Source organism: Brachybacterium sp. SYSU DS0246 (genome assembly GCF_059391765.1).
In genome coordinates this window covers 73,686-87,568 of sequence record NZ_JBZXYT010000009.1, presented here as the reverse complement: position 1 = coordinate 87,568, position 13,883 = coordinate 73,686, and the positions used below count along the sequence as shown (strand labels likewise).

The 13,883-nt window shown below is 71.8% G+C and carries 11 protein-coding genes; 6 read left to right on the top strand and 5 right to left on the bottom strand.

What is annotated here, in order from left to right; translation table 11 throughout:
- Positions 1 to 11: 11 nt before the first annotated feature.
- Positions 12 to 1,175, bottom strand: a complete 1,164-nt coding sequence (locus tag AC5020_RS06310) for a hypothetical protein (protein WP_464987614.1) — start codon at positions 1,173 to 1,175, stop codon at positions 12 to 14.
- 128 nt (positions 1,176 to 1,303) lie between these two features.
- Between AC5020_RS06310 and AC5020_RS06305 the strand changes: the two genes are divergently transcribed.
- Positions 1,304 to 2,437 (top strand): polyprenyl synthetase family protein, encoded by a 1,134-nt coding sequence (locus AC5020_RS06305; RefSeq protein ID WP_464987613.1) that lies wholly within the window; start codon positions 1,304 to 1,306, stop codon positions 2,435 to 2,437.
- 128 nt (positions 2,438 to 2,565) lie between these two features.
- Here the strand turns inward: AC5020_RS06305 and AC5020_RS06300 are convergent, their stop codons facing one another.
- The gene (locus AC5020_RS06300; RefSeq protein WP_377020058.1) at positions 2,566 to 2,919 is read right to left on the bottom strand and encodes an Rv2175c family DNA-binding protein; all 354 of its coding nucleotides are present in this window, start codon (positions 2,917 to 2,919) and stop codon (positions 2,566 to 2,568) included.
- Between the two features lie 202 nt (positions 2,920 to 3,121).
- Here AC5020_RS06300 and AC5020_RS06295 point away from each other — a divergent pair, with 202 nt between their 5' ends.
- On the top strand, positions 3,122 to 5,278 hold the full coding sequence (locus tag AC5020_RS06295; RefSeq protein ID WP_464987612.1) for a PASTA domain-containing protein: 2,157 nt from the start codon (positions 3,122 to 3,124) through the stop codon (positions 5,276 to 5,278).
- 71 nt (positions 5,279 to 5,349) lie between these two features.
- Here AC5020_RS06295 and AC5020_RS06290 read toward each other — a convergent pair whose 3' ends face one another.
- Complete coding sequence (locus tag AC5020_RS06290; protein ID WP_464987611.1) at positions 5,350 to 6,744, bottom strand: class II 3-deoxy-7-phosphoheptulonate synthase; 1,395 nt, start codon at positions 6,742 to 6,744, stop codon at positions 5,350 to 5,352.
- Positions 6,745 to 6,923: 179 nt separating this feature from the next.
- Positions 6,924 to 7,658, bottom strand: a complete 735-nt coding sequence (locus AC5020_RS06285; protein WP_464987610.1) for a lysophospholipid acyltransferase family protein — start codon at positions 7,656 to 7,658, stop codon at positions 6,924 to 6,926.
- A 58-nt stretch (positions 7,659 to 7,716) separates the two neighbouring features.
- Here AC5020_RS06285 and AC5020_RS06280 point away from each other — a divergent pair, with 58 nt between their 5' ends.
- Positions 7,717 to 8,529: an alpha/beta hydrolase gene (locus tag AC5020_RS06280; RefSeq protein WP_464987609.1), complete on the top strand. Its 813-nt coding sequence runs from the start codon at positions 7,717 to 7,719 to the stop codon at positions 8,527 to 8,529.
- The gene (locus tag AC5020_RS06275; protein ID WP_377020063.1) at positions 8,526 to 9,128 is read left to right on the top strand and encodes a hypothetical protein; all 603 of its coding nucleotides are present in this window, start codon (positions 8,526 to 8,528) and stop codon (positions 9,126 to 9,128) included. Before AC5020_RS06280 ends, AC5020_RS06275 begins: the two co-directional genes overlap by 4 nt.
- Positions 9,129 to 9,152: 24 nt before the next feature.
- On the opposite strand, the gene AC5020_RS06270 is transcribed toward AC5020_RS06275, so the two are convergent.
- Positions 9,153 to 10,088, bottom strand: coding sequence for an ROK family glucokinase (locus tag AC5020_RS06270; protein ID WP_377020064.1), 936 nt, complete (start codon positions 10,086 to 10,088; stop codon positions 9,153 to 9,155).
- A 214-nt stretch (positions 10,089 to 10,302) separates the two neighbouring features.
- Between AC5020_RS06270 and AC5020_RS06265 the strand changes: the two genes are divergently transcribed.
- Positions 10,303 to 12,111 (top strand): AMP-dependent synthetase/ligase, encoded by a 1,809-nt coding sequence (locus AC5020_RS06265; protein WP_377020065.1) that lies wholly within the window; start codon positions 10,303 to 10,305, stop codon positions 12,109 to 12,111.
- 55 nt (positions 12,112 to 12,166) lie between these two features.
- Positions 12,167 to 13,837: a DEDD exonuclease domain-containing protein gene (locus AC5020_RS06260; protein ID WP_464987608.1), complete on the top strand. Its 1,671-nt coding sequence runs from the start codon at positions 12,167 to 12,169 to the stop codon at positions 13,835 to 13,837.
- Positions 13,838 to 13,883 lie beyond the last annotated feature (46 nt).

Genomic DNA, 13,883 nt, shown 5'->3' with positions numbered 1-13,883 from the left:
GGTCCTGGGGATCAGGTGCTGGGCCACCAGGCCGGGAAGATCGGCGTGTCGGTCATTCGTGCCAGCAAGGGTGCCAGAGTCGAGTCCGGTTCGCGGCCCCAGAGATCGTCGACGAAGCCTCCCGCGGTGGCGAACCGATGGTTCCACCACGCCAGCATCACGAGCATCGCGGTGAGGCCCCGCCAGGCTGCCCGGGGCGTGGAGCGCCGGGCAGCGGGCGCAGCGTCCATCGCCGCGGCGGCGACCTCACGTAGCTTCTCCAGTGCCTCATACCAGCTCCCACCTGCGCAGATATCAGGATGCGGGGACCACTGGGGAGCGCTGACGAGCACCTGCAGCAGCTCCTCGCGGTCGATGCTGCCGGCGTTGCCGTGTTCGACGCACTGCGCCAGCAGCTCCCAATGGAGGCGGTCGACGGCGACTGCCGAGAGCAGCGCGGAGACGTGTTCACAGTCCGTCACGAAGTCGCTCCCGGCCGGGTCGCCGTGGCACGTCCGCAGCCTGCCCAGCGCGCCGCGCGCCGTCTCGAACAGCGCTCCGGGGTCGCACGAGGCGCCGAGCTCGGTGCGCGCCAGTGTGATGCTGCGCCCGATCGCTTCGAGCACCGGCTCCTCCTCGCGCTCCTGCGGGACGGGGGCGCCGGAGAAGACGGCGTTCGCTGCGGCGCTGGTCTCGGAGAAGCGCTTCAGCGGACCGGGCGGGGAGACGAGGAGGCTCTCGTCCCCGTCCTGCCCGGCGCCTGAGAGGAGCACCTGCCGCGCACGCGAGTCACCCACGGCCCACAGCACGTCGATCTCGAACGGTTCCGGGAGCAGGCGACTGGCGGTGGTCAGGACCAGGCCGCCGGCGAGGATCGAGATGTCGATGGCCACCTGGGGCGCGAGCGGCTCGTAGCCGTCGTCGATGACGAGCAGTGCCAGCGCCCGCGAGCTGCCGTGCTCGCGCATCAGCCCGAGATGGTGCTCGAGGTGCTCCGGCCCTTCGGGAGACATGACGTCTGTCAGGGGTGAGCAGGTCAGCATCGGTGCGGTGCCGTCGCCCGCATGGCCCACCAGGATGAGGCAGTCCGTGGGGATCTCACGAAGGCAGAGACGCGCCTCGGCGAGGAGCTCCGCCGGATCGTCGGGATGCAGGACTCGCGGCCCGGGGTCGCTGGGTGTGGTGTTCGTCGTCATGAGGCGACCCTGCGCCACCGCACGGCCCCGACGGGAGGCGGCGGGCGATCCTGGGGACGGAGCCCGAGTGGGGAGGAACGATGGCAGGACGTGGGAAGATCGTGGGGTCGACGGGAGAGGGAGCATCCATGTCCGCTGTTGAAGGGCCGGCCGACGGCGATCGTCTGCGTGAGCTCGAGAACCGGCTGGTCGATCGGGTCGAAGCGATCACCCGTGCGGAGCTCGCCGCGCGGCGGCGCCAGCTCGAGCAGATCTCCCCGGAGACGGCCGCCCTGGTGGATGCGCTCGAGGACTACCTGCGCGGCGGAAAGCTGCTGCGGCCCCGTTTCTGCTTCTGGGGAGGCGTGACCGCGCTGGACCGCGAGCCCCGCGAGCAGGAGCTGGATGCCCTCGCCCGCTGCGGGGCAGCGATCGAACTCGTCCAGGCCGCGGCGCTGATGCACGACGACGTCATCGATCACTCCCCCGTCCGTCGCGGGCGGCCCGCCCTCCATGTCGGCGCCGCCTCTCGGCATCAGCGCGACGGACTGGCCGGTTCCGCCGGCGACTACGGCATCGCCGTCGCCATCGTGCTGGGTGATCTGGCTCTGAGCTGGGCCGAGCAGACCGCAGCGGATGTCCCCGGGGATCAGGATCGCCTCTCGCGTGCGCGTCGTGAGTTCGACGATCTGCGCACCGAGGTGATGTCCGGCCAGTTCCTGGACATCCTCCATCAGGCGGGCGGTTTCGCCTCGGCGACCGACGCCGAGCAGGCCGCCCTGTCGGTGATCCGCTGGAAGACCGTGCCGTACACGGTCCTGAGACCGGTACGGATCGGGGCAGCACTGATGGGCGGGGACGATGCCGCCCTGGAGTCGCTCGCCGAGTGGGCGGTCGAGGTCGGCACCGCGTTCCAGCTGCGCGACGATCTGCTCAGCGTGGTCGGGGATCAGGACGAGACCGGCAAGCCGACCGGCGGGGACATCGTCGAGGGCAAACGCACGGTACTGCTCGCGCGCACGGAGGCGGCCGCCGACGACGCCGGTCGCGAGCTGCTGGCGCGTGTCATCGGACGGGCCGACGCCGACGCCGGGGACATCGCCGCCGTCCACGAACTCATGACTGCCACCGGGGCGGTCGCCTCCGTGACCGAGGAGGTGACGCAGCGGGCCGGACGTGCACGGGACCTGCTCTCGGCCGCCGCGGAGCTGGGAGATCTCGGCCGAGCCGGCCTGTCGGAGCTCGCGGGACTGGCCACCGACGTCAGGGCGCTGCCCGCCTGAGGCCGGGCCGGACGGCTGACCTGGAGGGCCGGTCGGAAGCCTGGTCCGGAGGGTCCGGTCAGTAGGGCCGCACGGAGTGACCGGTCACGCGGAGGGGCCGGTCGATAAGCCCGGTCCGGAGTGTTCCGTCAGAAGGCCAGTGCCTGCGCACGCCGGCGCACCTCGCCGCGCTGACCGCGGCGCAGGTGGTCGATCGGGCGCCCGGGAAGGCTCTCGTCCTCGCTGAACAGCCACGTCAGCAGCTCGATGTCGTCGAATCCTCCGTCCCGCAGGACGGTGATCGTCCCGGGAAGGTGCGGGGCCACGCCCTCGTCGGTGAGCATCTCGGCGGGGACCATGCGGACCACGGGATCACCGCGGCGCACCGAGATCAGGTGGCCTTCCTCGATGAGGCGCCGCACGCGCGAGACCTCTACATCCAGTCGCTGGGCGACGTCGGGCAGGGTGAGCCAGTCGGTGATGAGGTCGTCGAGGTCGTTCACGGGTCAAGCGTGCCACGTCCGGGGCCCGCCGTGCACCATGCCGGCGTCACCGGGGCGCCGCTCACGTGACTCATCTGCACTCCCTCGAGAGGCGTCGCCGGCATCGACCGGTCGACCGGATCGCCCGCCTCGACCGAAATGCCGACGCGCCACGAGTGTGTCGCTGCGTGGTCGGTGCGCATGCTAGGCCTAGATTGACCACGTGAGCGCGGCGACGTCGACTTCCCCCGGCATCAGCCTGCTCCTCGACGACCGCTACCGGGTCGAGGAGCCGATCGCGCGCGGCGGAATGGCGACCGTCCATCGCGGCCATGACGAGCGCCTCGATCGCGTCGTCGCCCTGAAGATCATGCATCCGCACCTCGCGATGGATGAGAACTTCCGCCGCCGGTTCGGCCGTGAGGCACGTGCGGCGGCACGGCTCGCGCACCGCAATGTCGTCGGTGTGTTCGACCAGGGCGAGGATTCCGACCGCATCTATCTGGCGATGGAACTCATCGAGGGCGAGACGCTGCGTGCTCGCATCGGCGAGGTGGAGCGGCTGAGAGTGGCCGACGCCCTCGACGTGACGGCGCAGGTCCTCGAGGCGCTCGTGGCGGCCCACGATGCCGGCATCGTCCACCGTGACATCAAGCCGGAGAACATCCTGCTGGACCACGAGGGGGTCGTGAAGGTCGCCGACTTCGGACTCGCCCGTGCCGTCGGCTCCACGAACTCCTCGGCCAGTGCCACACTCCTGGGCACCGTGGCGTATATCAGCCCGGAGGTCGTCACCCGTGGCCACTGCGACGAACGCAGCGACCTGTACTCGTTGGGCGTGGTGCTGTTCGAGATGCTCACCGGGCGGCAGCCGTTCACCGGGGAACAGCCCGTCCATATCGCCTTCCAGCACGTCCACGACGACATCCCCGCCCCCTCCACGCTGGTCTCCGGCATCCCCCGGGAACTGGACTCGCTGGTGACCTGGGCCGCCGCCCGGGCGGTCGAGCAGCGGCCCGCGACCGCCGCCGATCTGCTGCGGGCGGTGCGCGAGCTGATCGAGACCCTGCCCGCCGCCGTCATGGACGCGCGTCCCGAGGAGCGCTCGGACACCGACACCGCGGACACCCCGCGCCTGACCTCACCGCTGGACGACGTGGTGGCCGAGCTCGGTCACGGCCCCCGCGCCTTCCCGGCCGGGATCTTCTCCACGACCGACGACGGCGCCCCGGCGATCGCCTCACGCGGCGAGTCCGCCCGGCCCGGGGGCTCTGTCGGGGTGGAGGACGCGGACGGGATCGGGCATCCCGGGGAGAAGGACACCGCCGGAGAGGGCGATGCTCCGGACCCCGCGGAGGCCACGGAGCAGGAGGGGACGACGTCTCGGCCCGGGACTCCGGGAGAGGATGATCCGGCGCCCCGCACCGTCGTCCTGCGGGCACCGAGAGCCCGCCGCGGCCGCCACCTCCCCCTCGGCACCCGCCGACGCTCCCGCCCGCTCGCGATGCTGGCGGCCCTGTGCCTGGTCATCGCGCTGGCCGGTGGAGCCTGGGCCGGCGGGGACTGGTACCTCAACACGGGCCCCGGCGCCGACCGGACGATCCCGGTCCTGGCCGGCACCCAGCTGACCGATGCGGAGGCCGTTCTCTCGGCCGAGGACCTCAGCACGCGCACCGAGGAACGCTTCGACGACACGGTGCCGGCCGGACACGTGATCGAGGCGACTCCGTCGGCCGGCACCACCGTCAAGAAGGGCGCCAGCGTGCAGCTCGTCGTCTCCAAGGGACAGCAGACCTTCCCCGTGCCCGACCTCGTCGGGATGGATATGGAGGAGGCCCGCAGCGAGGTGGAGTCCGTCGGGCTGGTGCTCGTCGAGGAGGAGGCCGAATACTCCGAGACCGTGCCCGAGGGCCAGATCATCTCCCAGTCGCAGTCCGCCGACGCACTGCCCGAGGGTGGAGAGGTCCACGTCGTCGCCTCGCAGGGGCGCCAGCCGCTGGCGATCCCCGATCAGACCGGGAAGGACGGCGACGCGGCGCGGTCCGCCCTGGAATCGGCAGGCTTCTCCGTGACCTCGTCCTCGGCCCACCACAGCAGCGTGCCCGCCGGAGCGGTCATCTCCCAATCGCCCGCCTCCGGCACCGGGTACCGCGGTGACACCGTGGAGCTGGTGACGTCGCTGGGGCCCGAGATGGTCGTCGTCCCGGATGTCTTCCGCAAGCCGGAGGCCGACGCCAAGGCGGCACTCGAGGCCGCCGGCTTCGCCGTCACGGTCGAGCACGATCGGGGTGAGCCGGTCTTCGGGCTCGTCTACGAACAGTCGGCAGCAGCCGGTTCCGAGCTCGAGAAGGGCTCGACGGTCACCATCACGGTGTTCTGACCGGCCCGCTGCCGGTGCCGAGACCCGGGCGGGCACCGGCACCGGCCGGCATGCAGGGCACCTCAGGACCCTCAGCGTCGCGAGAGCATCTCCGCGACCAGGAACGACAGCTCGAGGGACTGCTGGTGGTTCAGGCGCGGGTCCACGAGCGTCTCGTAACGGCGCGTCAGTCCCTCCTCGTCGATCTCCCCGGCCCCGCCGAGGACCTCGGTGACGTCGTCACCGGTGAGCTCCATGTGCAGGCCGGCCGGGATCGTGCCCAGGCCCTGGTGGACCTCGAAGTAGCCGACGACCTCGTCGAGGATGTCCTCGAAGCGGCGGGTCTTGTACCCGTTCGAGGAGGTGATCGTGTTGCCGTGCATGGGGTCGGTCACCCACGCCACCTGGGCCCCGGAGTCGCGCACGCCTTCGACCAGTGCCGGCAGGCGATCGCGGATGGTGCCGGCGCCCATGCGGGTGATGAAGGTGAGCCGTCCCGGCTCGCGCTCGGGGTCGAGCTTGTCGATCAGGCGCAGCGCATCATCGACCGACGCGTTCGGCCCGAGCTTGACCCCGATCGGGTTGCGCAGGCGCGCCATGAAGTCCACGTGCGCCCCGTCCAGCTGGCGCGTGCGCTCCCCCACCCACAGGAAGTGGCCCGAGCAGCCGTAGATCTCTCCGGTGCGGGAGTCGATCCTGGCCAGGGCCTCCTCGTAGTCCAGCAGCAGTGCCTCGTGGGAGGCGTAGAACTCCACGACCTTGAGGGCGTCGAAGTCCGCGCCGATGGCGTCCATGAAGCGGATGGCCTTGTCGATCTGCGCCGCCAGCTCCTCGTAGCGGTCGTAGCCGCTTCCGGAGGTGAAACCGCGGTTCCAGGAATGGACCTCCCGGAGATCGGCGAAGCCGCCGCCGGTGAAGGCCCGCAGCAGGTTCAGGGTGGAGGCGCTGGTGGTGTACATCCTCCACAGACGCTGCGGATCCGGGATCCGTGACTCCGGGGTGAAGGCGTAGTCGTTGACCGCGTCCCCGCGGTAGGTGGGCAGGGTCACACCATCCCGTGTCTCCTCGTCCGAGGAGCGGGGCTTGGCGAACTGGCCGGCCATCCGGCCCATCTTCACCACCGGCACGGACGCACCATAGGTCAGCACCGCCGACATCTGCAGGATGGTGCGGATCTTGTTGCGGATCCGATCGGCCGTGGAGTCGGCGAAGGTCTCGGCGCAGTCCCCGCCGGCGAGCAGGAAAGCCTCTCCGCGGGCGGCCGCCGCGATGTGATCGCGCAGCACGTCGGCCTCACCGGCGAAGACGAGCGGCGGAGCGGCGCGCAGGTCCTCGAAGACCTGCGCCCGCTCGGCCTCGTCCGGCCACACCGGCTGCTGCTCCCGCGGATACTCGCGCCACGCGCCCAGCGCCGCCAGGCCGTCGTCGGCCGAGGAGAGCGAGAAGTCGTGGGCGCGGGCAGGGGCATCGGGGCTGTACTGAGTCACCCCCACAGGGTACGCAGTACCCGCGCGCGCGGCCGACCGCTTCCAGTGCTCGGAACCCTGCCTGTGGGAGGCCGGCTCCGCGGCCGGAACCTCGGGAGCCGGCCGAGCCCGACGGGGTCGGCGCCGGAGGCGTCCAGCAGTGCGGACGGCGACGGCGCGGGCGCGGTCGCCGCCGTATCTCACACCGCCGTATCGGGTTCCTCGCCACCCAGGGGCTGTCCCGCCGCGGCCTTCATGCACTTCTTGACCTCAGCGGCGTACTCACCGCTGCGCTCCTGGCCCGAGAGCTCGTGGATCCGGTCCATGACCGCGTCCGTCACGGCTCTGAGCACCTTCGATTCCTCGGCGCCGTCGAGATCCGCGACGATCTCGCGCACATCCAGCGGCTCTCCGATCACGGCGTGCACCCGGGGCCTCCGGCGCGGGAAGTACTTCCGGCCGCGCTGCGCCTCGAACGCGCCCAGCATCGCCACGGGGACCACCGGAGCCCCCGTGGCGAGCGCGAACCGGGCGACGCCCGTCTTGCCCCGGTGGAGACGGCCATCAGGGCTGCGACTGCCCTCGGGGAAGATGCCGAGGACCTTGCCCGCCGCCAGCACATCGAGGCCGGCATCGATGGCCGAGCGTGCGGCGCTGCCCCCGGTCCGGTCCACCGGCATCACGTGCAGGCCGCGCATCACCGAGGCCACGACCCGGTTCAGCGGGGAGCGACCGGCGAAGATGTCCGACTTGCCCAGGAAATGCACACTGCGGCGCACCTGCCCCGGCAGGAAGACCGTGTCGGAGTAGGCCAGGTGGTTGGAGGCGAGGATGACCGGGCCCTCGTCCGGGATGTTCTCGGTGCCGCTGACCGTAGGACGCCAGATCACGCGCACCACGGCCATCACGAGCGGTTTGGCGACCTCGTACAGCACGACGAACTCCTGGGGACGAGGGGATGAAGCATGCGGGCGCGGGTGCGACGATGTACCCATGGCGTTCAGCGAACTGTCCCGCCCCTGGCGCGCGCGAGGTCACTCTAACCCGCGCGGCGGGCTGCTCCTGTGCCACGGCTTCACCGGGACCCCGCAGTCGCTGCGTCCGTGGGCCGAGGATCACGCCGCGCGGGGCTGGGCCGTCGACCTCCCTCTGCTGCCCGGTCACGGGACCTCGTGGCAGGACCTCGCGGGACGGTCCTGGCAGGACTGGTACGGCCATGTGTGCGAGGCCGCGCTGACGCTGTCTCACCAGCACGGCCCGATCGCGGTCGGCGGGCTGTCGATGGGTGGCGCGCTCGCCCTCGCCCTGGCCGAGGATCCGATGCTGCGCGGGCGCCTGGCAGCCGTGGTCGCGGTCAATCCCGGCATCGCCCTGCCTGCGACCGCGGCGGCTGCGGGATTGATCTCCCCGGTGGTGCGCACCCTTCCCGGGATCGGCTCCGACATCGCCCGGGAGGGCGGGGCCGAGGAGGCCTACGACCGGATGCCGGTGCGCGCCGTCGCCGAGGTGCGGCGACTGTTCGCGCGCACCCGGCGCGAGCTGGATGCAGTCGAGGTCCCGCTGCTGCTGGCCACCTCCCCCGCGGACCGGACCGTCCCGGCCGCCGACAGCGATCTCATCGCCGCGCGGGTCAGCGGGTCCGTCCAGCGACTGGCGACGACACGCAGCCGTCATCTGGTCCCGCTGGATCTGGACGCCGACCTGCTGTTCGAGACCTCGGCGCGCTTCCTGGACGCCCATGTGCCCCGGCCTCTCGACGGCGCCCGGCCGGCCGGCGGTCCGCAGCTCGCCGGAGGCCCGCGATGACCGCCGACCGTCCGAACGCGCATGATCCGCGCGATGTCGACGCCGAGTTCGCGCGCATGCTCGAGAGCGAGGGCATGATGCTCAACCCCGGCGAGGCTCCCCACGAGCCGGCGGCCGAGGACCACGGCCCGCCACCACGGGACCCGGACGAGGACGGGGACGCGCCCGCAGACCAGGACCCCGGCACGGGCGGTCCGGACGAGGACGACCTGTGGTCCTTCAGTGCCGACTCCCCGTCCGAACCGCCCAGTGCGGAATCGCGCGCACGCTCCCGGGCCGCACATCCTTCGGCCGGGCCGCCCGACGTGGCCGACGGCGTGCGCGGCACCGCCGGTCCGCGCGAGCTCGATGACGACGAGGTGCTCTACGGCGACTTCGAGCCGCCGGACCCCGATCTGCCGGAGCCGTCCTCCGGTGCGCTGTGGTCGTGGACCGCGCTGATCGGTGGATTCGTGCTGATGCTCGTGGTCACCGCGAGCGCGACGCTGCCGGACTTCCTCGCCTGGCTGGGAGGGCTCGCGGCCATCGGTGGCCTGGTGTCCCTGCTCCTGCGGGTACCCCGCAGCAGGGACGGCGACGATGACGGAGCCGAGGTCTGAGGGCTGGGGCCCACGGCAGAGCCGTCAGCGAGCCAGGTCGGCGGCCCCGACGATCCCGGCGCGGTTCCCCATCTTCGCGAGCACGAACGGTGCCAGGTCCCGGTGCGTCCGGGCGGTGAGGTTCGCGGCGTAGGCGCGGCGGGCGGGATCCAGCAGGAGGTCGCCGGCCGCCGCGACGCCGCCGCCGACCACGATCACCTCGGGGTCCAGCAGCGCCGAGATCGACGCCATACCCGTCCCGAGCCAGGTACCGATCTCCGCGATCAGCTCCTGCGCCCCCGGATCGCCCTGCTGGGCGAGGCGAGTGATCAGCGGACCGTCGATCTCCTTGCGTGCCCCGCCGGCAGCCTGCACCAGCGGGCCCAGCAGCGGGTCGCCCGCCGAGGCCCTCCGCTTCGCGGTGCGCACCAGAGCGGTGCCCGCCGTGTACTGCTCCAGGCAGCCCTTGCGTCCGCAGCCGCACCATTGCCCATCGGGCACGGCGGTCATGTGCGCGACCTCGCCCGCGAAGCCCCCGCTGCCCCGCAGCAGCCGGCCGTCCAGGACGATCGCCCCACCGAGGCCGGTCCCCACGGTCACCATCAGCATGTGCGCCGCCTCGGTGGCCGCCCCGAAGCGGTACTCGGCCCATCCGGCGACGTTCGCGTCGTTCTCCACCACCACGGGAAGGCCCGTCAGTCGCTCCAGCTCGTCGGCGAGCGCGCGGTGACGCCACGCGAGGTTGGCCGCGAACTTCACGGTGCGACGGTCGGCGCCCACGAACCCGGCGGCCCCCACGCCGACCCCGACCACGTCGTGGTCGGCCCGCAGCTCGGCGACGGCATCGGCGACGCCCGCCTCTATCAGCTCCGGCTCCGTGGCCGGCGTGCTGCGCGTGGTCGTGGCGACGATGGCGCCGTCCTCGTCGACCACGCCGGCGGCGATCTTGGTGCCGCCGATGTCCACTCCGATGGAGAGCATGCTGCTCCTTCTGCGTCGATACCCCGTATGTCCGGCCCTGTACGCGCTCTCGCCCGTGCGCAGGCATGCTCGCTGATCGGCCAGCCGGCCCGTCAGCCTGCTGTCGTACATCGTAGATCGGCCTGCCGTAAGATCGTGGTCACCCCACCAGCGCTTCCGGGCAGGCGGCCGGTACGCCGGGCACGAGCGCCCGGCCCGGATCGAAGGAGATTCGATGAAGCAGTACACCACTGCCCCACAGCATGAGAGCCGGCCCGACGAGAACACCACCGATCTCCTCCTCGGGCGACTGCGCTCGAACCCCTCCGTGCCGATCTTCGAGCACGCGAACCCCGACGGCGGCTACACCCCGATGGCCACCGCCGACTTCATCGAGGACGTCAAGCAGGTCGCCAAGGGACTGATCGCCGGTGGGGTCGAGACCGGTGATGTGGTCGCGATCCTCTCCCGCACCCGCTACGAGTGGACGCTCGCCGATTGGGCCGTGTGGTGGACCGGAGCGGTCAGCGTGCCGATCTACGAGACCTCCTCCCCCAGCCAGATCCAATGGATCGCCTCCGACTCCGGGGCGCGCTACGCCCTGGTCGAGGCGACGAGGCACGCGGAGGACGTGGAATCGGTGCGCGGCGAACTGCCCGCGCTGGAACGCATCGGCGTCATCGAGGACGGCATCCTGGACGAGCTCAAGCAGCGCGGCCGCGATGTCAGCGACGAGGAGCTCGAAGCCCGGCGCACCTCGCGCGGCCTGGCGGACGTGGCGACCATCATCTACACCTCGGGCACCACCGGCCGCCCCAAGGGCGCCGAGCTCACCCACGCCAACTTCGTGGACACCACGCGCAGCGCCCTGAACCTGCTGGGCACGCACGTGCTGCCCCCGGGGTCGCGGATGCTGATGTTCCTGCCGATGGCGCACGTGTTCGCACGGCTCATCTCGGTCCTGGCCGCGTCCTGGCCGATCACCACCGCCTTCACCCCGGACACCAAGAACCTGCTGCCGGATCTCGCCGCCTTCAGACCCACCTTCCTGCTCGCCGTGCCGCGAGTGTTCGAGAAGGTCTACAACGGCGCGGAGGCCAAGGCGATCGCCGGCGGCCGCGGCAAGATCTTCAGCGCCGCGGCCGAGACCGCGATCGCCTACTCCCGGGCGCAGTCGAGCGGAAAGGTGCCCCTGCCCCTCAGGCTCCGGCACGCCGTGTTCGACAAGCTGGTCTTCGGGAAGCTGCGTGAGGCCATGGGCGGCCAGGTCACCTGGGCCGTCTCCGGCGGTGCGCCGCTGGGCGCCCGCCTGGCCCATTTCTTCCGCGGTATCGGCGTGACCATCCTCGAGGGCTACGGCCTGACCGAGACCACCGCCCCGATCTGCGTGAACCTGCCCTGGGCGGTCAAGCCGGGCACCGTGGGCCCGCCGCTTCCGGGATCCACGGTCGCCATCGATGACGACGGCGAGATCCTCGTCAAGGGCGTCATGGTCTTCAAGGGCTACCACAACAACCCCGAGGCCACCGCCGAGGCCCTCCGCGACGGCTGGTTCCGCACCGGGGACATCGGCTCGCTGGGCGAGGACGGCACGCTGACCATCACCGGCCGCAGCAAGGAGGTCATCGTCACCGCGGGCGGCAAGAACATCTCGCCCGCCCAGCTCGAGGATCAGCTGCGCGCGCATCCGCTGATCAGCCAGTGCGTCGTGATCGGCGATCAGCGGCCGTTCGTCGCCGCCATCCTGACGCTGGACGCCGAGATGCTCCCGACCTGGCTGAAGAACAACGGGATGGAGGAGATGACGATCGCGCAGGCGGCCCAGGACCCGGCCGTGCGCGCCGAGCTGCAGACGGCCGTCGACAAGGCCAACCAGTCCGTCTCCCGCGCCGAGTCGATCCGCGCGTTCGAGGTCATCGAGACGGATTTCACGGAGGAGAACGGCTATCTCACGCCCTCGATGAAGCTCAAGCGCAACGTCGTCGTCCAGGACCTCTCCGAGGTCATCGAGCGCATTTACTCCGGGTCCAAGCCGGTGTCCTGAGCGCCGGGACCATCGGGCACCTCCGATGGTCAGGGCCGCGTCGTAGTGTGCGGCCATGTCCGCGCGCCGCCAGCTGAGCTTCGATGATCTCGGCACCCCGCTGGTGGACGCCACCCTCGTCGTCGTCGACCTCGAGACCACCGGCACCGACCCGAGGGCCGACGCCATCACCGAGATCGGGGCGGTCAAGGTGCGCGGCGGGGAGGTGCTCGGCGAGTTCCGCACCTTCGTCGATCCGGAGCGCCAGATCCCGGCGTACATCGCCTCCCTGACGGGGATCTCGGACGCCTCGGTGGCCGGTGCCCCGTCGATCCGCACAGTGCTGCCGATGTTCCTGGACTTCGTCGGCGACGCCGCCCTGGTGGCGCACAACGCACGGTTCGACATCTCGTTCCTGACCGCCCAGGCCGCCCGCTGCGACATCGGGTGGCCGCGGCCGCTGGTGCTGGACACCCTGGCTCTGGCGCGGACGGTCTTCCGGCGCGACGAGGTGCGCGACCACAAGCTCTCCACCCTGGCGGCGCACGTCGGAGCGAGCATCACCCCTGACCACCGGGCGCTCTCGGATGCCCGGGCCACGGTGGACGTCCTGCACGCGATCATCGACCGGCTGGGACCGCGCGGCGCCGCCACCCTCGAGGACCTCTCCTCCGCGCATCGCCGCGCCACACCGGTGCAGCTGCGCAAGAAGCACCTGGCCGAGACGGTTCCTTCGGTTCCCGGCGTGTACCAGTTCCTCGACGCCCACGGAGGCGTGCTGTACGTGGGCACCTCCCGGAATCTGCGCTCCCGGGTGCGCACGTACTTCACGGCGGCCGAGACCCGGCGCAAGGTGCTGGACATGCTGCCGCGCGCCGAGTCGGTCGACGTGCTGGAGTGCACCACGCCGACCGAGGCCGCGGTGCGCGAGCTGCGGATCATCGCGGCGAAGAAGCCGCCGACGAACCGGCATGGGCTCTCCCCCGAGAAGGCGGTGTGGCTCCGTCTCGGCTCGGGCTCCGAGGGGCTGCGCGCGGCACGGATCGCGCGCCCGGAGGCCGACGGCTCCGCCCAGATCGGCCCGCTGTCCTCCCGGCACGACGTCGAGCCCCTGCGCGGGCTGCTCACCGACGCGATCCTGGGCCGCGGGGCGGCGTTCGAGCAGGCCTCCGGGCGCGGTGCCCGCGCTGAGGCCGGGCACCGGGATCGCATCCGCCACGCGATGCTCGCCGACCCCCGCGAGGTCCTCGACCATGTCGCCGCCCGCATGCGAGGCCACGTCTCGGCCGGTCGCTACGAGGACGCCGAGAAGCTGCGGCGCCTGGCGGGGATGTACCTCGCGGCCGCGCGTCGCGCCTCCCGGCTGCGGGCGATCTGCGAGGTGCCGCTGCTGATCGCCGCCCGGCCCAGCACGGAGGGCGTGATCGGCGGGCGCGGATGGGAGCTGCTGGCGGTGCGGCACGGCCGTTTCGCCGGCACGGCTCTGGTGCCCTCCCACGCCGACCCCTTGGCAGTCGCGCGCTCCCTGGCCGTGACCGGCACCGGGGAGGCGGAGCTCGCCGCCCCGCTGTGCCAGGGCTACCACCAGGAGGCGGAGATCCTGCTCAGCTGGCTCGACGGCGAGGGCGTGCGCACGGTGCTGATGGAGGGCGAGTGGCATGTGCCCGCGAGGGCTCGCTTCGACGCCGAGCTGCTCGCGGAGCGCTTCGCCCGGACGACCGCACTCGCGGCGCCGATCGCGGATTAGGCTCGGAGCACACGTCCCGGCGCGCCCTGCGCCCCGTCCGAGGAGA